This window comes from Pseudomonas sp. 2hn, from assembly GCF_019646095.1.
Classification (GTDB): Bacteria; Pseudomonadota; Gammaproteobacteria; order Pseudomonadales; family Pseudomonadaceae; genus Aquipseudomonas; species Aquipseudomonas peradeniyensis.
Genome location: NZ_CP081016.1, coordinates 4,704,850 through 4,727,627, shown reverse-complemented (window position 1 = coordinate 4,727,627; position 22,778 = coordinate 4,704,850). Strand labels below are relative to the sequence as shown.

The following is a 22,778-nucleotide window of genomic DNA, read 5'->3' as shown; positions in this document are numbered from 1 at the left end:
GGACGTTGCATGAGCAACCAACTGTTCGATGCCTACTTCACCGCGCCGGCGATGCGCGAGATCTTCTCCGACCGTGGCCGGCTGCAGGGCATGCTCGATTTCGAAGCCGCCCTGGCCCGCGCCGAGGCGGGTGCCGGACTGGTGCCGCACACGGCGGTGAGCGCCATCGAGGCGGCCTGCAAGGCCGAGCGCTACGACGCGCGTGCCCTGGCCGATGCCATCGCCACCGCTGGCAACTCGGCGATTCCGCTGGTCAAGGCCTTGGGCAAGGTGGTTGCCAGCGGCGTGCCCGAGGCCGAGCGCTACGTGCACCTCGGCGCCACCAGCCAGGATGCGATGGACAGCGGCCTGGTGCTGCAACTGCGTGACGCCCTGGGGCTGATCGACCGTGACCTCGGCAAGCTGGCCGACACCCTGGCCCGCCAGGCGTTGCAGCATGCCGACACGCCGCTGGTGGGGCGTACCTGGCTGCAGCATGCGACGCCGGTGACGCTGGGGATGAAGCTGGCCGGTGTGCTCGGCGCCCTGACTCGTCATCGTCAGCGGCTCAAGGAGCTGCGCCCGCGCCTGCTGGTGCTGCAGTTCGGCGGCGCCTCCGGCAGCCTGGCGGCGTTGGGCAGCAAGGCCTTGCCGGTGGCCGAGGCCCTGGCCGCGCAGTTGAAACTGTCCTTGCCCGAACAGCCGTGGCACACCCAGCGGGACCGCCTGGTGGAATTCGCCTCGGTACTGGGCCTGGTCGCCGGCAGCCTGGGCAAGTTCGGCCGGGATGTCAGCCTGTTGATGCAGACCGAGGCGGGCGAGCTGTTCGAGCCCGGCGCGCCGGGCAAGGGCGGGTCTTCGACCATGCCGCACAAGCGCAATCCGGTGGGCGCGGCGGTGCTGATCGGTGCCGCCACCCGCGTGCCGGGACTGGTCTCGACACTGTTCGCCGCCATGCCTCAGGAGCACGAGCGCAGCCTTGGCCTTTGGCACGCCGAATGGGAAACCCTGCCGGAAATCTGCTGCCTGGTCTCCGGCGCCCTGCGCCAGGCGCAGCTGATCGCCGAGGGCATGGAGGTGGACGCCGCCCGCATGCGCCGCAACCTGGACCTGACCCAGGGCCTGGTGCTGGCCGAGGCGGTCAGTATCGTGCTCGCCCAGCGCCTGGGGCGCGAGCGTGCCCATCACCTGCTGGAGCAATGCTGCCAGCGCGCCGTGGCCGAGGGGCGCCACCTGCGTGCCGTGCTCGGCGACGAACCGCAGGTCAGCGCCGAACTGTCCGCTGACGAACTCGACCGTCTGCTCGACCCTGCCCATTACCTCGGCCAGGCCCGTGTCTGGGTGGCACGCGCCGTGGCCGAACATCAACGATTCACTGCCTGAAAGGAGACCGCTGTGGCGCACCTGCAACTGGCCGATGGCGCATTGCATTACCAACTCGACGGTCCGGCCGATGCGCCGGTGCTGGTCCTGTCCAACTCGCTGGGCACTGACCTGCACATGTGGGATGCGCAGGTCCCGGCATGGGCCGAGCATTTCCGTGTGCTGCGCTATGACACCCGGGGGCATGGCGGTTCGCTGGTCACTGAGGGCCCCTACAGCATCGAGCAACTGGGGGGCGACGTGTTGGCTTTGCTCGATGCCCTGGATATCGAGAAGGCCCACTTCATCGGCCTGTCCATGGGCGGCCTGATTGGTCAGTGGCTGGGCATCAACGCGGGTAACCGCCTGCTCAGCCTGACCCTGTGCAACACTGCGGCGAAGATCGCCAACGACGAGGTGTGGAATACCCGCATCGACACCGTGCTTGCGGGCGGCCGACAGGCCATGGCCGATTTGCGCGATGCGTCCATCGCTCGCTGGTTCACCCCGGCGTTCGCCGCCGCCGAGCCGGAGCGCACCCTGCGTATCTGCCAGATGCTGGCGCAGACTTCGCCGGAGGGCTACGCGGCCAATTGCGCCGCGGTGCGCGATGCCGATTTCCGTGACCAGCTCAACCATATCCAGGTGCCGACCCTGATTGTTGCTGGCACCGCCGATGCGGTGACCACCCCCGAGCACGGTCGCTTCATGCAGGCCGGGATCCTCGGCGCCGAGTACGTCGAGTTTGCGGCGGCGCACCTGTCCAATGTCGAGATAGGCGCGCCGTTCAGCCGCCGTGTGCTCGACTTTCTGTCGAGCCGCTGAGGAGTACACCGTGGACGAGAAACAACGCTACGAGGCGGGCATGCAGGTGCGCCGCGCGGTACTGGGCGACGCCCATGTCGACCGCAGCCTGGAGAAACTCAATGACTTCAACGGTGAGTTCCAGGAGATGATCACCCGGCACGCCTGGGGCGATATCTGGACGCGTCCGGGGTTGCCGCGGCATACCCGCAGCCTGATCACCATCGCCATGTTGATCGGCATGAACCGCAATGAAGAGCTCAAGCTGCACCTGCGCGCCGCCGCCAATAATGGCGTGACGCGGGAGGAGATCAAGGAGGTGATCATGCAAAGCGCGATCTACTGCGGGATCCCGGCGGCCAACGCCACGTTCCACCTGGCCGAGTCGGTGTGGGATGAGTTGGGGGTGGAGTCGCGGCTGTAGGCTTGCATGCTTCCCTGTAGGAGCGGCCTTGTGCCGCGAATGGGCTGCGCAGCAGCCCCATCGCGGGGGACGCTGAAGCTGGCGGGGCCGCTTTGCGGCCCATTCGCGGCACAAGGCCGCTCCTACAGGCCTCAAGGTGGGGTCAGATCGCCGCTTTCTTCTGGCGGATGGCCACCGGCCCGGCATTGGCCTCCACGGCCTTTTTCAGCTCAGGGCACAACCCGGCCATGAACGCCAGCTCAGCCACCACGAACAGCGGCCCGATGATCAGCCCGCTCAGGTCATCGACGAACGCCGGCTTGCGCCCTTCGTACCAGTGGCCGATGAACTGGATGATCCAGCCCACCACGAACGCCCCCAGCCCGGCGCTCAGCCACAGCCCGGTGCCCTGCACGGCCAGTGCCTGGCCGGCCCACAGGCACAGCCCCAGCAGCAGGCCCATCAGCAGCCCGAAGCGCAGGTCCAGGCGCAGGTAGAACCACACCGACCAGCCCGCCAGCAACAGCGCCGGCGACAGCCAGATGCCGGCCAGGTCCCAGCCGGGACGCGACATCAGGATGGCCACGGCCAGCACGATCAGCGGAATGCCGATGAAGTGGGTGGCGATGTTGCGCGGATCGCGGTGGTAGGCCGCGTATTGACTCAGGTGCTCGACGAGGTTTTTCATTGTTGTTCCTCCATCAGGGGTGAGCGCAGCTTGCCCCTGTTCAGTCACCGTCGTCTGTCGCCTGGCCGACAGAGTTCGTTTTGCGAGGCGCCATGCACGACCCGCGTATCCAGCTGCTGCATGGCCAGTGGTTCCGGCAATTGCCCGCTACCGTTCAGGATAGCCTGCTGGCCCTGGGCCGTGCGCGCGAGCTGGCGCCGGGGCAATGCCTGTTCCAGCGCGGCGATGCGCCCTGTGGCCTGTATGCGGTGCTCGAGGGGGCGATGCGGGTCGGCGCGGTCAGCAGCGAGGGCAAGGAGGCACTGCTGACGCTGGTCGAGTCACCCCACTGGTTTGGTGAGATCAGTCTGTTCGACGGTCAGCCGCGTACCCACGACGCCTATGCCGAAGGGCCGACGCGCCTGCTGTGGATCCCCCAGGCGCCGCTGCTCGAGTGGCTGGCGCGCGAGCCTGTGCATTGGCGTGAGCTGGCGTTGCTGATGAGCCACAAGTTGCGCTGGGTGTTCGTTGCCCTGGAGCAGCAGAGCCTGCTGGCCGCCGCGCCGCGGGTGGCCCAGCGTCTGCTGCAGATGGCCGAAGGCTACGGTGAGCGCGATGTCGCCCAGTGGCGGCTGCAGGTGTCCCAGGAACAGCTTGCCCTGATGTTGTCGCTGTCGCGCCAGACCATCAACCAGATCCTCAGGAGCCTCGAGCAGTCCGGCGTGGTACGCCTGGGCTATGGCGAGGTGGAGATTCTCGATGCCCGGCGTCTGCGGGCGATGGGGCAGCATCCAGGCTGACCAGGGTGTCGATCATCGCCCGCGCCGCCGGTGACAGGCGATAGCCGCTGCGACTGATCACCCCGCAGCATACGCTGAGCACCTCCAGGCCCGGGGGCAGGTTGCGCCAGTGCAGGCGCACCAGGTCGCCGGCGGCCAGGTCCTCGGCCACTGCTTCCTCGCTGGCCGTGCCGATGGCATCGCTGGCCAGCACCACGCTGCGCAGCACCGCCAGATGCTCGGTCTGCAGGTGCGGGATGAAGTCGCTGCGTCCGCTGAGGTTGGCCAGGCGCTTGCGCACGCCCGGTGCCAGCAACGCGCTGGCCAATGGGTAGGCGAACAGGTCGTTGGTCGACAGGCTGTCCTTGGCCAGCAATGGGTGCCCCGGGCGGCAGAAGAACAGGCCGGGGCGCGGGGTCAGCGCTTCGGTGTGGAAGTTAGGATCGGCCTCGAAGGGGCGCACATCATCGACGAAGAACTCGATCTGCTCGCGCCGCAGGGCCTGGCCCAGGCGTTCGGCGTTGTCCACCAGCAGCGCGGTGCGGATGCCTGGATGGCGCTCGATGAAGTGTTGCAGGGCCTGGGGCACCAGGCGCACGGCCAGGGCCGGGCCGCTGCCGAAATGCAGTTCGCCGGCATCGAGCTTGGTCATCTGCAGCACTTCGTTGTTCAACTGCGCGGCGCCTTGCACCAGGCGGCGGGCGTGTTGCAGTACCACTTGCCCCTCGGGAGTTGGGCGCAGTGACTTGTTGGCGCGATCGACCAGGGCGCAGCCGAAGGCCTGTTCGAGGTTCTGGATGGCGCGGCTGAAGGCGGGTTGGGTGATGCCCATGGCTTCGGCGGCGCGGACGAAACTGCGGTATTCGGTGAGGGCGATGAAATAGCGCAGTTGGCGGAGGTCCATGCTCGGGCTCTGGTGCGGGGATCAGGGCTCGGTTTTAGCGGGTTGCCATATATAACGTCAAAGAATGTTATTTGATTTATATATTCCTTTAGATTCTTTAGTGTGGCCACCGGCCTCTTCGCGGGTAAACCCGCTCCCACAGGTATAACACTGGACTCCAAGGCTGTGCTGTCCCTGTGGGAGCGGGTTTACCCGCGAAGAGGCCAGACCTGCTAAAGCAGGTTGAGCGGATAGCTGACGATCAACCGGTTCTCGTCGAACGCATTACTGCTGAAATCCCTGCGCATGGTCGAGTTGCGCCATTTCACCGACAGGTCCTTGAAGGTCCCTGCCTGCACTACATAGGCAAGCTCGGTCTCCCGGGCCCACTCCTTGCCATCGTCCACCCCGCCCGCATGCACGTTGTCACCCTTGATGTAGCGGTTCATCAGGGTCAGCCCGGGGATGCCCACGGTGACGAAGTTGAAGTCATGGCGCACCTGCCAGGAGCGCTCCTTGGCATTATCGAAGCTGGCGTTGTAGCTATCGTTGGCCAGGGTGCCGCCGCTGGTGCCGTTGACCCGCATCCAGGCGTCATCGCCACTGACCTTCTGCAGGCCGACGTAGAAGGTGTGGCCCTGGTAGCGCGCCGAGAGCATGGCCGAGGCGGTGCGGTTGTCGAGGTCGCCGGCGCGGGCGCTGCCGTCTTCCTTGCCGAGGAAGTAGCCCAGGTTGGCGCCCAGGGTCCAGTCGCCCAAGGGTTGGCTGTGCACCAGGTTCAGGTACTGCTGGCGGTAGATGTCCTTGAGGCGGGCGTCCCACAGGCCGACCATCGTGCGCTTGTCGTTGAAGCTGTATTCGCCACCGGCGAAGTTGAAGCGGTCGGAGGTGATGCCGGCGCGTCCCTGCATGAACATGTCTTCCATGCTCGCGTCGTTGCGCGGGCTGTTGCCGCGGAACTGGCCGGCATAGAGGGTCAGGCCGTCGATCTCCTTCGAGGTGAGCTGGCCGCCGCGGAACGTCTGCGGCAGCGAGCGGCCATCGTCCGAACGCAGGATCGGCAGCACCGGCATCCACTCGCCGACCTTGAGTTCGGTCTGCGACAGGCGCGCCTTCAGCGCCACGCCCAGGCGGCCGAAATCATCGGCCGGGCGGCCATCGTCATGCACCGGCAGCAGGTGGGTGCCGGCCGTGCCCTTGCCACCGTCGAGCTTGACCGAGTACAGCCCCAGCACGTCGATACCGAAGCCGACGGTGCCCTGGGTGAAGCCGGAACGGGCGTCGAGGATGAAGCTCTGGGTCCATTCCTCGGCCTTGCCCTGGGGGTTGGCCGGGTCGACGAAGTTGCGGTTGATGTAGAAGTTGCGCAGGTTGAGGCTGGCCTTGGCGTCCTCCAGAAAGCCGCTTTCGGCGGCGACGGCGGGCAAGGCGCAGGACAGGGCCAACAGGCCCGGCAGCAGCTGGCGTGCGGGTTGCAAAGTGCTCATCTGTCGTGGATCTCTTGTTTTTATTGGGCGAGCCGGGGCGCTGCGGGTGCGGGCCGCAGGGTCGGGCGTCTTAAGAGAGAGCTTGTGCAACGTTGCGTGGGCGATGGTGCGGGGGAGGGTGGGGGCGAGGCAATTCGTGGAACGCGGAATGGGGCGATTATCGAACGTAATGTTGGCTGACTGGTATCGCGGGGCAAGCCCGCTCCCACGGATACCTCAGGTTGAAGAGCAACGTGGGAGCGGGCTTGCCCCGCGATGAGGCCCGTACCGGCAACAAAAAGCCCACCGCAAGGGTGGGCTTGATGCGTTACCGGTCCAATCAGCCTTTCGGCGTCTGGATCGAGGCCTGCTGCTGGGTCTGCTCGTACCAGCCGCCACCGAGGGCCTTGTACAGGTTGACCTCGCTGACCAGCTGCGACAGGCGATCACCGATCAGCGACTGCTGGGCGCTGAACAGGTTGCGCTGGGCGTCGAGGAAGGTCAGGTTGCTGTCGATACCGATGCGGTAGCGGCGCTCGGCCAGTCGGTAGTAGTCCTGGTTCGCCGCCACCAGGTCGCGTTGCGCCTGCAGCTGCTCTTCGAACGTCTTGCGTGCGGCCAGGCCATCGGCGACTTCCTGGAAGGCGGTCTGGATGGTCTTCTCGTACTTGGCGACGTTGATGTCCTTCTGGATCTTCGAGTAGTCCAGGCTGGCCTTGAGGCTACCGGCATTGAAGATCGGCAGGTTGATCTGCGGCTGGAACAACCAGGTGCCCGAGCCACCCTTGAACAGCCCGCCCATGTCCGGGCTCAGGGTACCGGCGTTGGCGGTCAGGCTGATGCTTGGGAAGAACGCGGCGCGGGCGGCGCCGATGTTGGCGTTGGCGGCCTTGAGCAGGTGCTCGGCTTCCTGGATGTCCGGACGGCGCTGCAGGATGTCGGACGGCAGGCCCGCCGGCACTTCGGCCAGCTGGTCGGCATTGAGCTCCAGCGGCTTGGGCAGGTTGGCCGGCACGCCGGTACCCACCAGCACGGTGAGGCTGTTCAGGTCCTGGGCGACCAGGCGTTGGTACTGCGACAGCTTGACCCGCGCGCCTTCGACGGCGGTGCGGGCCTGGCTCAGGTCAAGTGCCGAGGCCACACCCACCTCATTGCTGCGGCGGGTCAGGTTGTAGCTCTCTTCGTACGTCTTGAGCGTTTCTTCGGTCAGCTTCAGCAGCGCCTGGTCGGCCTGCCAGGTGTAGTAGGCGTTGGCCACGCTGGCCACCAGGCTGATCTGCGTGGAGCGGCGCGCCTGCTCGCTGGACAGGTAGGTTTCCAGAGCCTGCTGGGTCAGGCTGCGCACGCGACCGAACAGGTCCAGTTCGTAGGCGCTGACACCCAGGGTGGCCGAGTATTGGCTGGTGATGTTCGCCTCACCGGTCTGCGACATGTTCGCCGGCACACGCTGGCGGCTGCCGCTGCCATTGGCCGACACGGCCGGGAACAGGTCGGCGCGCTGGATGCGGTACTGGGCGCGGTAGGCGTCGATGTTCAATGCCGCGACGCGCAGGTCGCGGTTGTTTTCCAGCGACGTCTGGATCAGCTGCTGCAGCGCCGGGTCGTGGAAGAACTGGCGCCAGCCCTGTTCTGCAGCGGCGACGTTGGCCGACTCGGTCGGCGAGTACGCAGGGCCTTGCGGCCACTGCGCGGCCACCGGCGCCTCGGGCGTCTGGTAGTCGGGGATCAGCGAGCAGCCGCCGAGGATGAAGGCGGTTACCGCCAGGGACAACAAAGACTTGGTCATTGCCCAGCCTCATAACGTGGAGTTTCAGGGGTGGCGTGTTCTTTCGGCTCTTTGCTGCCGAACAGCGACGACACTGCGACGAAGAATAGCGGTACCCAGAAGATGGCCAGCACGGTCGCACTGATCATGCCGCCGATCACGCCGGTACCGATGGCGTGCTGGCTACCGGCGCCGGCGCCGCTGGCGATGGTCAACGGTACCACGCCGAGGATGAACGCCAGCGAGGTCATGATGATCGGGCGCAGACGCATGCGGCACGCCTCGATCGCCGCGTCGTACAGGCTGCGGCCTTGCTCGTGCAGCTCCTTGGCGAACTCGACGATCAGGATGGCGTTCTTCGCCGCCAGGCCGATCGTGGTCAGCAGGCCGACCAGGAAGTACACGTCGTTGGACAACCCGCGCAGGCTGGTGGCGAGCAGGGCACCGATGATGCCCAGCGGTACCACGAGCACGACCGCGATCGGGATCGACCAGCTTTCATACAGCGCCGCCAGGCACAGGAACACGAACAGCACCGAGAGGGCGAACAGCGCCGGCATCTGCGAACCGGAGAGCTTTTCCTCGTAGGACATGCCGGTCCAGGAGTAGCCGATGCCGGTTGGCAGTTCGCCGGCGATGCGCTCGACTTCGGCCATGGCCTCACCGGTACTGTAGCCCGGGGCCGGGGTACCGAGGATCTCGACCGCTTCAACGCCGTTGTAGCGCGACAGCTTCGGCGAGCCATAGCTCCATTCGCCCTTGGCGAAGGAGGAGAACGGCACCATCTCGCCCTTGCCGTTGCGCACGTACCACTTCTGCAGGTCTTCCGGGCTCATCCGCGAGTTTGGCTCGCCCTGGATGTAGACCTTCTTGACCCGACCGCGGTCGATGAAGTCGTTGACGTAGCTACCGCCCAGGGCGATCGACAGGGTGTTGTTGATGTCGGCGATGGTCACGCCCAGGGCACTGGCGCGTTCGTCGTCGATGGTCAGCTGGTACTGCGGCTCGTCGTTCAGGCCGTTCGGACGCACGGCGCTGAGGATCTTGCTCTGCGCGGCCTTGGCCAGGAACTGGTTGCGCGCTTCCATCAGTTTCGCGTGGCCGACGCCGGCGCGGTCCTGGAGGAACACGTCGAAGCCGGTGGCGTTACCCAGTTCGAGTACCGCCGGCGGGGCGAAGGCGAACACCATCGCGTCGCGGAAGCTGAAGAAGTGCATCTGCGCGCGCTGGGCGAGGGCGAACACGCTGTTCTCCTTCGAGCGCTCGTCCCACGGCTTGAGCATGATGAACGCCATGCCCGAACTCTGGCCACGACCGGCGAAGTTGAAGCCGTTGACGGTGAACACCGATGCCACGGTGTCGGCTTCCTTGTCGAGCAGGTACTCACGCATCTGGTCGACCACCACCTGGGTGCGCTCGGCACTGGAGCCGGCCGGGGTCTGCACCTGGGCGAACAGCACGCCCTGGTCTTCCTCGGGCAGGAACGCGGTGGGGATACGGGCGAACAGCCAGATCATACCGACCACGATCAGGGCGTAGGCCAGCAGGAACGGGATCTTGTTGCGCAGGATGGTGCCGACGCTGCGTTCGTAGCCGACGACGCTGCGGTCGAAGTTGCGGTTGAACCAGCCGAAGAAGCCGCGCTTGGCCACATGGTGCTCGCCCTTCTTCAGCGGCTTGAGCATGGTGGCGCACAGGGCCGGGGTGAAGATCAGCGCCACCAGCACCGACAGGCCCATGGCCGAGACGATGGTGATGGAGAACTGGCGATAGATCACACCGGTGGAACCGCCGAAGAAGGCCATCGGCAGCAGTACCGCCGACAGGACCAGGGCGATACCCACCAGGGCGCCCTGGATCTGCTCCATGGAGCGCTTGGTTGCCTCCTTGGGCGGCAACCCTTCCTCGGACATCACCCGCTCGACGTTCTCCACCACGACGATGGCGTCGTCCACCAGCAAGCCGATGGCCAGGACCATGGCGAACATGGTCAGGGTGTTGATGCTGAAGCCCGCGGCGGCAAGGATGCCGAAGGTACCCAGCAACACCACCGGCACGGTCATGGTGGTGATGATGGTGGCGCGGAAGTTCTGCAGGAACAGGTACATTACCAGGAACACTAGGACCACGGCCTCGATCAGGGTGTGGATCACCCCGCTGATCGATTCGGTGACCACCGGCGTGGTGTCATACGGGAACACGGCCTTCACGCCCGGCGGGAAGAACGGCTCCAGGTCGCTGATGGTCGTGCGCAGCGCCTTGGCGGTGTCCAGGGCGTTGGCGCCGGTGGCCAGCTTGACCGCCAGGCCCGAGGCCGGTTTGCCGTTGTACTGGGCGCTGATGGCGTAGTTCTCGCCACCCAGGCCGACCGTGGCGACATCGCCCAGGCGTACCTGGGAGCCGTCGTTGTTGACCTTGAGCAGGATCTTCTCGAACTGCTCGGCGGTCTGCAGGCGGGTCTTGCCGATGATGGTCGCGTTGAGCTGGGTACCCGGCAGTGCCGGCAGGCCGCCGAGCTGGCCGGACGAGACCTGGACGTTCTGCGCGGCCACGGCGGTACGCACGTCGACCGGAGTCAGCTGGAACTTGTTCAGCTTGGCCGGATCCAGCCAGATACGCATGGCGTACTGCGCACCGAACACCTGGAAGTCACCGACGCCCGCAGTCCGCGAGATCGGGTCCTGCATGTTGGAGACGATATAGTTGGCCAGGTCGTCCTTGCTCATGCTGCCGTCTTCGGACACCAGGCCGATCACCAGCAGGAAGTTCTTCACGGCCTTGGTGACGCGGATACCTTGCTGTTGCACTTCCTGCGGCAGCAGCGGGGTGGCCAGGTTCAGCTTGTTCTGTACCTGGACCTGCGCGGTGTCGGAGTTGGTGCCCTGCTCGAAGGTGGCGGTGATGGTCATGCTGCCGTCGGAGTTACTTTCCGACGACACATAACGCAGGTTGTCGATACCGTTGAGCTGTTGCTCGATCACCTGCACCACGGTGTCCTGCACGGTCTGCGCCGAGGCGCCCGGGTAGGTCACGGAGATGGCGATGGCCGGCGGGGCGATGCTCGGATACTGGTTGATCGGCAGCTTCAGGATCGACAGGGCGCCGACCAGCATGATCACCAGGGCGATCACCCAGGCGAAGATCGGGCGATCGATAAAGAACTTCGACATGGTTTACTCCGCTTTGGCGTCGGCTTTGGCCGTGTTGGCCTGAGCAGGGCCGGCCGGCTTCTTGACGTTGGTGGCTTCGCTGACCTTGACCTCGACGCCCGGGCGCACGAACTGCAGCCCTTCGGTGATCAGACGGTCGCCCGGGTTCAGGCCTTCCTCGATCAGCCAGTCACTGCCCAGGGTGCGGCTGGCCTTGAGCTGGCGCAGTTCGACCTTGTTCTCCTGGTTGACCACCAATGCGGTCGGCGCGCCCTTGAGGTCGCGGGTCACGCCCTGTTGCGGGGCCAGGATGGCGTTGGCGTTGACCCCGGCCTTGAGCCGCGCATGGACGAACATGCCGGGCAGCAGGGTGTGGTCGGGGTTGGGGAAGATCGCGCGCAGGGTGACCGAGCCGGTGGTCTCGTCGACCGCGACTTCGGAGAACTCCAGGCGACCCTGTTGCTTGAACAGGCTGCCGTCTTCCAGCACCAGCTGCACCTGGGCGGCGTTGTCGCCGGCCTTCTGCAGTTGGCCGCTTTCCAGGTCACGGCGCAGCTTGAGCAGCTCGGCGGTGGACTGGGTGACGTCGACGTAGATCGGGTCGAGCTGCTGGATGGTGGCCATGGCGTTGGTCTGGCCGTTGTTCACCAGGGCGCCTTCGGTGACCGAGGAGCGGCCGATACGGCCACTGATCGGAGCCAGCACCTTGGTGTAGCGCAGGTCGATCTGGGCGCTCTTGAGCGACGCCTCGGCCTGCAATCGTTTGGCATTGGCGTCGTCGTATTCCTGCTTGGAGACGGCCTGCTCGTCGATCAGTTGCTTGTAGCGTTCGGCCAGCGAGCGGGTAGCCTGCAGGTTGGCCTGGGCGTTGGCCAGGGTCGCCTCGTAGACGGCCGGGTCGATCTGGTAGAGCTGCTGCCCTTCCTTGACGTCGGTGCCTTCCTTGAACAGGCGCTTGAGAATGATGCCGTTCACCTGCGGGCGAACCTCGGCCACACGGTAGGCGCTGGTGCGCCCCGGCAGTTCCGAGGTCAGGGTGAAGGCTTGCGGTTGCACGGTCACGACGCCGACCTGAGGAGCCTGCGGCGCAGGCGCTGCTTCCTCTTTCTTACAGCCACTGAGCAGGGTTGCCAGGGCCACGGCGGAAACCAGGGCGGTTACGGCTGGCTTGAATTGCATGAGGATCCTCGGGTCGCAGGAGCAAGGGAGCTCAAGAATATAGTGGAAGAGTCTTAAGAGAAAAACGCTATCCGGTGGATAAATAGCTTGCTAAGGAATATACTTACATTCATGGTTGTTTGTAAATACCGTCGGTGAGTCGCCGCGGATCGTCCACATGCACCCGGGAGTGGCCCATGAAGCGCTCGCCCCGGCCCGATTCCCGTCCGCCAGCTGAGCGGGCGGGGCCTGATGAGGTTGTACTGCCATGGTCCGTCGAACCAAAGAAGAAGCCCAGGAAACCCGTGCCCAGATCATCGAGGCGGCGGAAAAGGCCTTCTACAAGCGCGGGGTCGCGCGTACCACCCTGGCCGACATCGCCGAGCTCGCGGGGGTTACCCGCGGGGCGATCTACTGGCATTTCAGCAACAAGGCGGAACTGGTGCAGGCGCTGCTCGACAGCCTGCACGAGACCCATGACCACCTGGCCCGGGCCAGTGAAAGCGAGGACGAACTCGACCCGCTCGGCTGCATGCGCAAGCTGTTGCTGCAAGTGTTCAACGAGCTGGTGCTCGATGCCCGTACCCGGCGTATCAATGAAATCCTGCATCACAAGTGCGAGTTCACCGACGACATGTGTGAGATTCGCCAGCAACGCCAGGGCGCGGTGCTGGACTGCCATCAGAGCGTTGCCCTGGCCTTGGGCAATGCGGTACGTCGTGGCCAGTTGCCCGCCGAGCTCGATATCGAGCGGGCGGCGGTGGCCATGTTTGCCTATGTGGACGGCCTGATCGGCCGCTGGCTGCTGCTGCCGGACAGCTTCGACCTGTTGGGCGATGTCGAAAAATGGGTCGACACCGGGCTGGATATGCTGCGCTTGAGCCCGGGCTTGCGCAAATGACACTTTGTTAAGGATTGTGAGGAAGTGTTACTCCTTTCCGGTTAAGGCAGAATTAATACTGTGGGAGCAGGCTTTTAGCGCCCACGCAACTGCCGGTCCGGCAGTGCCAGCGCCGCCAGCAGCCCGATAAGCGACGCTCCGGCGCTGACCAGCAACAGGTCGCGGAAGGTTTCCAGCAAGCGCGCCTGGGTCTGCGGATCCGCCTCTCCCGCTTTGAGGCTGCCCAATAGCGGATTGCCCAACATTTCGAAACCACCCTGGTGCAATAGCGCTAGCAGCAGGCTGGACATGCACGCCACCCCCATCGCCCCGCCAAGCGAGCGGAACAGGTTGGTGGTACTGGTCGCCACGCCGATGTCCCGGCTGTCCACCGCGCTTTGCGTGCCCACCAGCGAGGTGGGGAACTGCAGGCCGCAGGCGATGCCGGTGAGCAGCATGAACAGCGCGCCGAGCAACTCCGATTGCGGCGGCGTCAGCGCCATGGCGGCGATGGCCATTGGCATCAGCAGCGCTCCGGTGAGGATCTGTGGCTTGAAGCGGCCGGTGCGGCTGGTCATGCGCCCGCCGGTGAAGGCGCCGATGGGCAGCCCCATGGCCAGCGGCAGCAGGTGCAGTGCCGCGCTGTCGGCGCCGGCACCAGTGATACCCTGGAAGCGCAGGGGCATGAGCATGGTCAGCGAGATCGACTGGAAGCTGGCGAAGAAGATCACGCACCAGCACAGCACCGCGACCCGGTTGCCAAACAGGCCCAGCGGCAGCAGCGGCTCGCGGCAACGGCGCTCGTGGGCGATGAACGCCAGCAGCCCAAACAGCGCGCAGCCCAGCAGCGCCAGCACCTGCGACGACAGCCAGGCATGCCCCTGGCCGACCAGGGTGATGCCCAGCAGCAGGCTGCCCAGGCCGAGGATCATCAACACTGCGCCCAGGTAGTCCACACGGGCCTCGCGGCGCTTGACCGACAAGCCGTCCAGCGCCCGGTGGATCACCCACAGGGCGACCAGCCCCAGCGGCAGGTTGATCCAGAACACCCAGCGCCAGGACAGGTACTCGGTGAGCCAACCGCCGAGCACCGGCCCGGCGACACTGGCCAAGGCATACATGCTGCTGAAATAGCCCTGGTAGCGCCCGCGCTCGCGGGGCGGCACGAAGTCGCCGATGATCGCCTGGCTCACCGACACCATGCCGCCGGCACCGATGCCCTGGAGCACCCGCGCCAGCACCAGCTGCGGCATGTCCTGGGCCAGGCCGCAGGCCACCGAAGCCAGGGTGAACAGGGCGGTGCCGGTGAGGATCATGCGCCGCCGGCCATACAGGTCGCCGAGCTTGCCGTAGATCGGCACGGCGATGGTCATGGCCACCATGTAGCCGGAGATGACCCAGGCCAGCAGCCCGACATCATTGAACTGCGCGGAAATCGCCGGCATCGACACGGCGACGATGGTCTGGTCGAGGGCGCCGAGAAAGATTGCCAGCATCAGGGCGGTCAGGACGCTACGCAGGACGGTGGGGGGCAGGGCGGCGGTCACGGTGGATACCTTGTGGTCAGCGCTGACGCGATCGCGAGGCATCGTGGGAGCGGCGGTGCGCCGATGCGACTTGCCCCGCGATGGGCTCATTCATGGTGGAGCATTGTAACCTGAGTTACATAGCTACCTATGTACTCCATGCATCCCCTATGCAAGATCGGCATTGGCGCATTCATCCAGCGCTGCATGACCGCGTGATATCGTGGCAGGGCCGCAGAGGCTGAAATCCGGGGCCTGCACCAGCATGGTGCAGCCATTTGCCGCAGGGTTTCGCGTCGCTGTATGTCCACACCTTCTATTCCTCTGCCTGCATGTCGAGCATGACCGCCCAGATGGCGACGGTTGGAACAGTCAGGTAGACCCGATACAGGGGTCGGTAGTCAGCCGTTCACCATTTCTCATTGTTCAAGCGGAGTGATCATGCCCAAGGCTTCCCACCACGATCTGCGTTTTGCCTTCCGCGAGCTGCTTGCTTCAGGTTCGTGCTATCACACCGCTTCGGTCTTCGACCCGATGTCCGCCCGTATCGCCGCGGACCTGGGCTTCGAAGTCGGCATCCTCGGCGGCTCGGTCGCCTCGTTGCAGGTCCTGGCCGCGCCGGACTTCGCCCTGATTACCCTCAGCGAGTTCGTCGAGCAGGCCACCCGTATCGGTCGCGTCGCCCAGTTGCCGGTGCTCGCCGACGCCGACCACGGCTATGGCAATGCGCTTAACGTGATGCGCACGGTCATCGAACTGGAGCGCGCCGGCGTGGCCGCGCTGACCATCGAGGACACCTTGCTGCCGGCCCAGTTCGGCCGCAAGTCCACCGACCTGATCTCGGTGGAGGAGGGCGTGGGCAAGATCCGCGCGGCGCTGGAGGCGCGTGTCGACTCGGCGCTGGCGATCATTGCCAGGACCAATGCCGGCGTGCTCACCACCGAGGAAATCATCGTCCGTACCCAGAGCTACCAGAAGGCCGGCGCCGATGGCATCTGCATGGTGGGGGTGAAGGACTTCGAGCAGTTGGAGCAGATCGCCGAGCACCTGAGCGTGCCGCTGATGCTGGTCACCTACGCCAACCCGAACCTGCGTGACGACGAGCGCCTGGCGCGCCTGGGCGTGCGCATCGTGGTCGATGGCCATGCCGCCTACTTCGCCGCGATCAAGGCCACCTACGACTGCCTGCGCCAGCAGCGCGGCCAGCAGCACAAGTCGGACAGCCTCGGCGCCACCGAGCTTTCGCACACCTACACCCAGCCCGAGGACTACATCCGCTGGGCCAAGGAGTACATGAGCGTCGAGGAGTGATGCACTCTACCTGACGGCGCTCAGCGTTGCGCTGTGGGGAACGCAGTGCTCGTGGACGCAGCTGGCGGCCGCGTTGGGCTGGCTGCGCAGCAGCTCGACCCGCCAGCAGGCCGAGCCGTAGAGCCCGGCCACCGCGACCAGGGCGAAGACGAGGGCGCAACGCCTGGATTTGATGCTCATGGTGCGGACCTCCTGTTGGTGCAACAGGTGATACCTTCAAGCATAGGCCTTGTGCGCGGATCTGCATGGCCTGGACTCAGCTCAATCCCTTGTCCCACTCCGGCTCGTCGCCGAACCGCTGCGCCAGGAAGTCCAGCATGCTGCGCAGCGTCGCCGGCATGTGCTTGCGCGAGGTGTATACCGCATTCAGGGTCAGCTCCCGTGGCCTGGCATGCGGCAACAGCCGCACCAGCTCGCCACTGCGCAACGCGGCCGCCGCCTGATAGGTGGGCAACATGGCGATGCCGGCGTGGGCCAGGGCGGCTTTCTGCAGGGTCATGGCCTCGTTGGCGCTGATATTGCCCTGCACCGGCACGGCGACGTTCTGCCCATCCACCTCGAAATGCCACAGGCTATGACCGAAGTAGGCGTGGGTCAGGCAGTTGTGCCGGCTCAGCTCCTCGACCTGGCGCGGCGTGCCGTGCTCGCGCAGGTAGGCAGGGCTGGCGCAGACCACCGAGCGGCACACGCTCAGGCGCCGGGCGATGAGGTTGGGGTCGACATCGTTGCTGGTGCGGATGGCCAGGTCGATGCGCTCGTCCACCAGGTTGACGGTGCGGTCGAGCATCTGCAGTTCCACCTTCACCCCGGGGTAGCGTTTGACATAGGCGGCCAGTGCATCCACCAGCTGGGCTTGGCCGAACGAAGTGCTGACGCTGATGCGCAGTTCACCGCGGGGGGCGTCGTCCGGCTGGCGCACGGCGTTCTGCAGGTCGCCGGCCAGCTCCAGCAACTGGCGGCAGCGGGGCAGGGTTTCGAGACCCGCCGCCGTCAGACTGAGCTTGCGCGTGGTGCGTTGCATCAGGCGCGCGCCGACCCAGTCCTCGAGCTCCGCCAGGTAGCGTGATACCACGGGCCTGGAAAGCTCCAGATGATCCGCCGCGGCCGACTGGCTGCCCAGGTCGACGACGGTGACGAATACGCGCATGGCGTTGAGGCGGTCCATGATCTGTCCGATTTCAGAAACAAACTATGTCGAAGCATCGCATTTTTTGTATTGGTTCGGGCAACTAAGCTTGCCTGCATCGTCCCACTCACAGGATCTTGCGATGTCTCTTCTCACTCCCCTGCGCGGCCTGCTGCTGGCTTGTCTCACCCTCGGCGGCCAGGCCATGGCCAGCGAACCGCTCAAGCTCGAAGCCTACAACCCTGGTCACGCGGCGATCTTTCCGGTCAGCTCGGTGATCGTCAGCGGCGCCCACGATGCCATCCTGGTCGACGCGCAGTTCGGCAAAGGCCAGGCCGAGCAGGTGGTCGAACGCCTGCGTGCCAGCGGCAAGCAACTGACCACTATCTATGTCAGCCATGGCGATCCGGATTACTACTTTGGCCTGGACACCATCACCCAGGCGTTTCCCAAGGCCCGGGTGGTCGCCTCGGCCGCCACTGTCGAGCACATCCGCAAGACCATGGACGCCAAGCTGGCCTACTGGGGCCCGCAGATGGGCGCGGACAAGCCGGCACGCCTGGTGGTGCCGCAGGTCCTCAAGGGCAATCGCCTGGAGCTGGAAGGCCAGGCACTGGAGGTTGTCGGCCTGGACGGTCCACAGCCGGACCGCAGCTTCGTCTGGATTCCCTCGATCAAGGCAGTGGTCGGTGGCGTGGTGGTTTCCGAGCACATCCACGTGTGGATGGCCGACACCCAGACCGCGCAATCCCACACCGACTGGCTGAGCACCCTGGCGAAGATCGAGCAGCTTGCTCCGCGCACGGTGATCCCTGGGCATTACCTGGGCGACAGCAGCCGCTCGCTGGACGCGGTGCGCTTCACCGCCGGCTACATCCGGGACTTCGATACCGAAGCCGCCAAGGCCGCCGATTCCGCCGCGCTGATCGCGGCGATGAAGCAACGCTACCCGAACCTTGGCGACGAGAGCTCCCTGGAACTGGGGGCCAAGGTCGCCAAGGGCGAGATGAAGTGGTAATCCCTTTCAACCTGTTGGAGTGTTTCCCATGAGCAAGATCGCAATCATCGGCGCCACCGGGCGCGCCGGCAGCCAATTGCTGGAAGAGGCCTTGCGCCGTGGCCACAGTGTGGTGGCCATCGCCCGGGATCCAGGTAGCCTGCAAGGCCGTGACGGCGTGACGGTCAAGGCGCTGGATGCCAAGGACAGCGCTGCCCTGCAGGCGGCCGTGGCGGGCTGCGACGCGGTGCTCAGCGCGGCGCACTTTTCCACTATCGAGCCGGGCGCGATCATCGAGCCGGTCAAGCGGGCCGGGGTCAAGCGCCTGCTGGTGGTGGGCGGGGCCGGCAGCCTGCTGCTGCCGTCCGGGCACCGGGTGATCGACAGCCCGGACTTTCCTGAGGCCTACAAGGCCGAGGCCAGTGCCGGGGTGCATTTTCTTGAAGCGCTGCGCCGCGAGCCGACCCTGGACTGGACCTTCCTGTCGCCGTCGGCGGAGTTCGTCGAAGGTGAGCGCAGCGGGCACTACACCCTGGGCAAGGACCACCTGCTGATCGGCGGCGATGGCAAAAGCTGGATCACCTTTGCCGACTACGCCATCGCCATGCTCGACGAGCTGGATAAACCGGCGCATTCGCGGGCGCGGTTCACAGTGGGCTACTGAGTCGCGCGGTACCTGTAGGAGCGGCCTTGTGCCGCGAAAGGGCTGCAAAGCAGCCCAGGATTTCAGCGACAAATCAGAAATCGCCGGGGCCGCTATGCGGCCCTTTCGCGGCACAAGGCCGCTCCTACAGGGGATGCGCAAGGCTTGAGGCACGCGCCTGCAGCCACTCCATCAACTCGACCAGCCCCGCGGGCATGGTCTTCGACGGGCTCACCAGGTAATAGCCCTTCCCGGTCGTCACCTTCAGCTCGAACGGCATGCACAACCGGCCCGTGCGCAGGTCGTCGCCGATCAGCGAGAAATCGCCGATGGCGATTCCCGTCCCTTGAGAGGCCATGGCCATCGCCATGTCCAACGTCTCGAAATGCTGCTTCGGCCCCTGGGGCTCGAACCCGGCATCGGCCGCCTGCAACCACAGTCGCCAGTCATGTTCGTCCCTCGAAGGGTGCAGCAGCATCTGCCGCGCCAGGTCCCGCAACTGCAAGGGGCCGCTCGATAACGATGGCGCGCAGACCGGCGTCAGCTGTTCGTCGAACAGTTTGCGTACCTGCAGCCCATGGTTCGGCGCCGCGCCATACACCACGGCCGCATCGAAGCCCTCGCGGCGAAAATCCACGCCATGCTGCACCGTGGTGGTCAACTCCACCGGCACATCCGGGCGCAGTGCCTGCCATTCCAGCAAGCGTGGCAGCAGCCAGCGCATCACACAGGTCGGCGCCTTGAGCTGGAGTGTCGCGCTGCGTCCGCCGACCTCGCGCACGCCTTGTTCGATCAGGGTGAAGACCTGCTGCACTCGGGGCAGCCAGTCCTGTCCTTCGCGGGTCAGCGCCAGGCCTCGGGCCTGGCGCTGGAACAGCGCGTAGCCCAGGTGTTCCTCGAGCCCGGCGATCTGCCGACTGACCGCGCCCTGGGTGATATGCAGCTGTTGCGCGGCGCGGGTGAAGTTGCAGTGCTGGGCGGTCACCAGGAAGGTGTGCAGGGCGGGGAGGGGCGGCAGGCGTTTCATCGTGACAAGCCATGATGTGGGGTCATGGCTAGTATGTGTTTTTTTGCATTGTGGCGGTAGTCGGCGCTTGGTTCCATGAGCACAGGTCTCAACAAGAATCGGGTACTCGATGATGGCAACCTGTGGTGAAGTGCTGGTCAAACTCCTCGAAGGCTATGGCGTCGATCATGTCTTCGGCATTCCCGGTGTGCATACCGTGGAACTCTACCGCGGCCTGGCCGCCTCTTCGATCCGTCACATCACCCCGCGCCACGAGCAGGGGGCCGGGTTCATGGCCGACGGCTACTCGCGTACCCGGGGCAAGCCTGGGGTGTGCTTCATCATCACCGGCCCGGGCATGACCAACATCACCACTGCCATGGGCCAGGCCTACGCCGACTCGATCCCGATGCTGGTGATTTCCAGCGTGCAATCGCGCAGCCAACTGGGCGGCGGACGCGGCAAGCTGCACGAACTGCCCAACCAGGCCGGCCTGGTCGCGGGGGTGGCGGCGTTCTCGCACACGTTGATGAGCGCCGATGACCTGCCCGAGGTGCTGGCCCGCGCCTTCGCCGTGTTCGACGGTGCCCGCCCGCGCCCGGTGCATATCGAGATCCCGCTGGATGTGCTGGTGGAACCCGCCGATCACCTGTTGCCGGGCCGGGTGGTGCGCACCACCCGTGCCGGCGCCGCGCCACAGACCGTGCAGCGCATGGCCGTGCGCCTGGCCAAGGCGCGGCGTCCGCTGATCCTCGCTGGTGGCGGTGCGCTGGAGGCGGGCGCCGGGCTGGTGCGGCTGGCCGAGCACCTGCAGGCGCCGGTGGCGCTGACCATCAACGCCAAGGGGTTGTTGCCCGCCAACCATCCGCTGCAGATCGGCTCGACCCAGACCCTGCCGGCCACCCGTGCGCTGGTGGCCGAGGCCGACGTGGTGCTGGCCATCGGCACCGAACTGGCCGAAACCGACTACGACGTGACCTTCAAGGGTGGTTTCGAGATTCCCGGCAGCCTGTTGCGGATCGATATCGACCCGGACCAGACGGTCCGTAACTACCTGCCCGAACTGGCCTTGGTGGCCGATGCCGCCCAGGCCACCGAAGCGCTGTTGGTGGCCCTGAACCTGCAGGCGCAACCACCGCGCGATAGCGATTGGGGCGCGGCGCGGGCCGCCCGCCTGCGCCAGGACAATGCAGCCAGCTGGGACCAGCCGACCCTGAGCCAGACCCGTCTGCTGACCAGCATCCTGCAAACCCTGCCGGACGCCATCCTGGTGGGCGACTCGACCCAGCCGGTCTATACCGGCAACCTGACCCTGGACATGGCCAGGCCGCGTCGCTGGTTCAATGCCTCGACCGGTTACGGCACGCTGGGCTACGCGTTGCCGGCCGCCATGGGCGCCTGGCTGGGCAGCGCCGAGTCGCCCGCCGCACGCGCACCGGCGGTTTGCCTGATCGGTGACGGTGGGCTGCAGTTCACCCTGCCCGAGCTGGCCAGCGCGGTCGAGGCGCAGGTGCCGCTGATCGTGCTGCTGTGGAACAACCAGGGGTATGAGGAAATCAAGAAGTACATGGTCAACCGGGCTATCGAGCCGGTCGGCGTGGACATCCATACCCCGGACTTCATTGGCGTGGCGCGGGCGTTGGGGGCCGAAGCCGAGAACGTGGGCGATGTGGGGCAGTTGCAGGCGGCGTTGGGTCGGGCAGTGGAGCGTCAGGGACCGACCTTGATCCATGTGGATCAAGGTCAGTGGCAGCGGGCGGTTCAGGGCTGAAGCTTTAGCGAGGGCTTTGCCCTCGATCGCGGGGCAAGCCCGCTCCTACAGTTGCCCGATGTTTGTCTCTTTTCAGCTGGCGCTGGCGCGCAGGCGCGCCACGTCGCGAATCGGCGGCGCGCCGTACAAGCGGCTGTACTCGCGGCTGAACTGCGACGGGCTTTCATAACCTACCCGGTAGCCGGCCACCGCAGCCTCCAGTCCGTCGTTGAGCATCAGTCGCCGCGCCTCCTGCAGGCGCAGCTGTTTCTGGTACTGCAACGGGCTCATCGAGGTCACCGCCTTGAAACGGTGGTGCAGGGTCGAGGTGCTGAGGTTGACCTCGCGTGCCAGGTCCTCGATGCGCAAGGGCTCCTGGTAATGCCGGTTGAGCCAGGCGATGGCCTGGCATACCCGGTGGGTCTGGCTGCTGGACAGGGCGATCTCGCACAGGCGCCAGCCCTGGGGGCCGCGCAGCACACGGTACATCAGTTCGCGGCGCACCAGTGGGGCGAGCACGGCGATATCCCGCGGGCTGTCGAGCAAGCGCACCAGGCGCAGCAGCGTGTCGAGCAGTTGCGGATCGCTTTTCTCCACGAACAGTCCACGGCCGGAAGCCTGGCCAGGGACCAGTATCGGCCCGCTCTCGGCTATCAACTGGCTGATCTGCGCCGGATCGATGTCCAGGCGCAGGCCCAGACAGGGATTCTCTGGGCTGGCTTCGAGCAGGGCGCCGGTGATGGGCAGCGTCACCGAGACCACCATGTAGTGCAGCGGGTCGTAGGTATAGCGCTCGTCGCCCAGAAACAGGGTCTTGCTGCCCTGGGCCAGGATGCACAAGGCTGGTTGCGCCAGGGCCGGCATGCCGCGCACATCCTCTTCGTAGCGCGTCAGGTACAGGTCTTCGATGGCCGACACCGAGCCATGGGGGCCTTGGGCGTGACGCCGGATCAGCCCGGCCAGCTCCTGGCGTTGCTGCTCCAGAAGCGGATCGAGGGGCGTGGATGAAGTCATGGCGGGATTCCTCTGCTGACCGACGCAGCATAGGTTTGGGCAATGGCAGATGCTAGTCGAAAGCTGCAGATCGATTGCCTGATCCTGCCGCGCTGCAGGATCAGGCAATC

Annotated in this window: 20 protein-coding genes; 9 read left to right on the top strand and 11 right to left on the bottom strand. The window is 65.8% G+C overall.

What is annotated here, in order from left to right:
• Positions 1 to 9 precede the first annotated feature (9 nt).
• The 3 genes from K2O50_RS21370 to pcaC are packed head-to-tail and all read left to right on the top strand — an operon-like array spanning position 10 to position 2,569.
• A complete protein-coding gene (locus K2O50_RS21370) occupies positions 10 to 1,362 on the top strand; it encodes a 3-carboxy-cis,cis-muconate cycloisomerase (protein ID WP_050703913.1) in 1,353 nt (450 codons plus the stop codon).
• Positions 1,363 to 1,374: 12 nt separating this feature from the next.
• Positions 1,375 to 2,166, top strand: a complete 792-nt coding sequence (gene pcaD / locus K2O50_RS21365; protein ID WP_050703914.1) for a 3-oxoadipate enol-lactonase — start codon at positions 1,375 to 1,377, stop codon at positions 2,164 to 2,166.
• 10 nt (positions 2,167 to 2,176) lie between these two features.
• Positions 2,177 to 2,569, top strand: a complete 393-nt coding sequence (pcaC, locus tag K2O50_RS21360) for a 4-carboxymuconolactone decarboxylase (RefSeq protein WP_050703915.1) — start codon at positions 2,177 to 2,179, stop codon at positions 2,567 to 2,569.
• Between the two features lie 142 nt (positions 2,570 to 2,711).
• Here the strand turns inward: pcaC and K2O50_RS21355 are convergent, their stop codons facing one another.
• Positions 2,712 to 3,236 carry a DUF962 domain-containing protein gene (locus tag K2O50_RS21355; RefSeq protein WP_050703916.1) on the bottom strand — a complete coding sequence of 175 codons (525 nt, stop codon included), beginning with the start codon at positions 3,234 to 3,236 and terminating at the stop codon, positions 2,712 to 2,714.
• Positions 3,237 to 3,328: 92 nt separating this feature from the next.
• Between K2O50_RS21355 and K2O50_RS21350 the strand changes: the two genes are divergently transcribed.
• A complete protein-coding gene (locus tag K2O50_RS21350; RefSeq protein ID WP_050703917.1) occupies positions 3,329 to 4,015 on the top strand; it encodes a Crp/Fnr family transcriptional regulator in 687 nt (228 codons plus the stop codon).
• On the opposite strand, the gene K2O50_RS21345 is transcribed toward K2O50_RS21350, so the two are convergent.
• The 5 genes from K2O50_RS21345 to ttgA all read right to left on the bottom strand — a co-directional run bounded on the left by K2O50_RS21345 (position 3,915) and on the right by ttgA (position 12,436).
• On the bottom strand, positions 3,915 to 4,898 hold the full coding sequence (locus tag K2O50_RS21345; protein WP_050703918.1) for a LysR family transcriptional regulator: 984 nt from the start codon (positions 4,896 to 4,898) through the stop codon (positions 3,915 to 3,917). The two genes, K2O50_RS21350 and K2O50_RS21345, sit on opposite strands and share 101 nt — an antisense overlap.
• A gap of 212 nt (positions 4,899 to 5,110) precedes the next feature.
• On the bottom strand, positions 5,111 to 6,364 hold the full coding sequence (locus K2O50_RS21340; RefSeq protein ID WP_050703919.1) for an OprD family porin: 1,254 nt from the start codon (positions 6,362 to 6,364) through the stop codon (positions 5,111 to 5,113).
• A 319-nt stretch (positions 6,365 to 6,683) separates the two neighbouring features.
• The gene (locus tag K2O50_RS21335; RefSeq protein WP_050703920.1) at positions 6,684 to 8,129 is read right to left on the bottom strand and encodes an AdeC/AdeK/OprM family multidrug efflux complex outer membrane factor; all 1,446 of its coding nucleotides are present in this window, start codon (positions 8,127 to 8,129) and stop codon (positions 6,684 to 6,686) included.
• Positions 8,126 to 11,278 (bottom strand): multidrug efflux RND transporter permease subunit TtgB, encoded by a 3,153-nt coding sequence (gene ttgB / locus K2O50_RS21330; protein ID WP_050703921.1) that lies wholly within the window; start codon positions 11,276 to 11,278, stop codon positions 8,126 to 8,128. The genes K2O50_RS21335 and ttgB overlap by 4 nt, the downstream gene beginning before the upstream one ends.
• Positions 11,279 to 11,281: 3 nt before the next feature.
• On the bottom strand, positions 11,282 to 12,436 hold the full coding sequence (ttgA, locus tag K2O50_RS21325) for a toluene efflux RND transporter periplasmic adaptor subunit TtgA (RefSeq protein ID WP_028690204.1): 1,155 nt from the start codon (positions 12,434 to 12,436) through the stop codon (positions 11,282 to 11,284).
• 247 nt (positions 12,437 to 12,683) lie between these two features.
• Here ttgA and ttgR point away from each other — a divergent pair, with 247 nt between their 5' ends.
• Positions 12,684 to 13,316: an efflux transport transcriptional regulator TtgR gene (ttgR, locus tag K2O50_RS21320; protein WP_050703922.1), complete on the top strand. Its 633-nt coding sequence runs from the start codon at positions 12,684 to 12,686 to the stop codon at positions 13,314 to 13,316.
• Between the two features lie 74 nt (positions 13,317 to 13,390).
• Here ttgR and K2O50_RS21315 read toward each other — a convergent pair whose 3' ends face one another.
• Positions 13,391 to 14,842: an MDR family MFS transporter gene (locus K2O50_RS21315; protein WP_050703923.1), complete on the bottom strand. Its 1,452-nt coding sequence runs from the start codon at positions 14,840 to 14,842 to the stop codon at positions 13,391 to 13,393.
• A 420-nt stretch (positions 14,843 to 15,262) separates the two neighbouring features.
• Here K2O50_RS21315 and K2O50_RS21310 point away from each other — a divergent pair, with 420 nt between their 5' ends.
• Positions 15,263 to 16,132, top strand: coding sequence for an oxaloacetate decarboxylase (locus K2O50_RS21310; protein ID WP_028690201.1), 870 nt, complete (start codon positions 15,263 to 15,265; stop codon positions 16,130 to 16,132).
• 6 nt (positions 16,133 to 16,138) lie between these two features.
• On the opposite strand, the gene K2O50_RS21305 is transcribed toward K2O50_RS21310, so the two are convergent.
• Positions 16,139 to 16,312 (bottom strand): hypothetical protein, encoded by a 174-nt coding sequence (locus K2O50_RS21305; RefSeq protein ID WP_177330819.1) that lies wholly within the window; start codon positions 16,310 to 16,312, stop codon positions 16,139 to 16,141.
• A 76-nt stretch (positions 16,313 to 16,388) separates the two neighbouring features.
• A complete protein-coding gene (locus tag K2O50_RS21300; protein ID WP_028690200.1) occupies positions 16,389 to 17,297 on the bottom strand; it encodes a LysR family transcriptional regulator in 909 nt (302 codons plus the stop codon).
• Positions 17,298 to 17,400: 103 nt separating this feature from the next.
• Here K2O50_RS21300 and K2O50_RS21295 point away from each other — a divergent pair, with 103 nt between their 5' ends.
• Both K2O50_RS21295 and K2O50_RS21290 read left to right on the top strand, forming a co-directional pair.
• Positions 17,401 to 18,276, top strand: coding sequence for an MBL fold metallo-hydrolase (locus K2O50_RS21295; protein WP_050703924.1), 876 nt, complete (start codon positions 17,401 to 17,403; stop codon positions 18,274 to 18,276).
• 28 nt (positions 18,277 to 18,304) lie between these two features.
• Entirely contained in the window at positions 18,305 to 18,919 is a 615-nt protein-coding gene (locus K2O50_RS21290; RefSeq protein WP_050703925.1) for an NAD(P)-dependent oxidoreductase, read from the top strand.
• 124 nt (positions 18,920 to 19,043) lie between these two features.
• On the opposite strand, the gene K2O50_RS21285 is transcribed toward K2O50_RS21290, so the two are convergent.
• A complete protein-coding gene (locus K2O50_RS21285) occupies positions 19,044 to 19,925 on the bottom strand; it encodes a LysR substrate-binding domain-containing protein (protein ID WP_050703926.1) in 882 nt (293 codons plus the stop codon).
• A gap of 112 nt (positions 19,926 to 20,037) precedes the next feature.
• Between K2O50_RS21285 and K2O50_RS21280 the strand changes: the two genes are divergently transcribed.
• Entirely contained in the window at positions 20,038 to 21,675 is a 1,638-nt protein-coding gene (locus K2O50_RS21280) for a 5-guanidino-2-oxopentanoate decarboxylase (protein WP_050703996.1), read from the top strand.
• Positions 21,676 to 21,747: 72 nt separating this feature from the next.
• Here K2O50_RS21280 and K2O50_RS21275 read toward each other — a convergent pair whose 3' ends face one another.
• Positions 21,748 to 22,668, bottom strand: a complete 921-nt coding sequence (locus K2O50_RS21275; RefSeq protein WP_050703927.1) for an AraC family transcriptional regulator — start codon at positions 22,666 to 22,668, stop codon at positions 21,748 to 21,750.
• Positions 22,669 to 22,778: the final 110 nt, after the last annotated feature.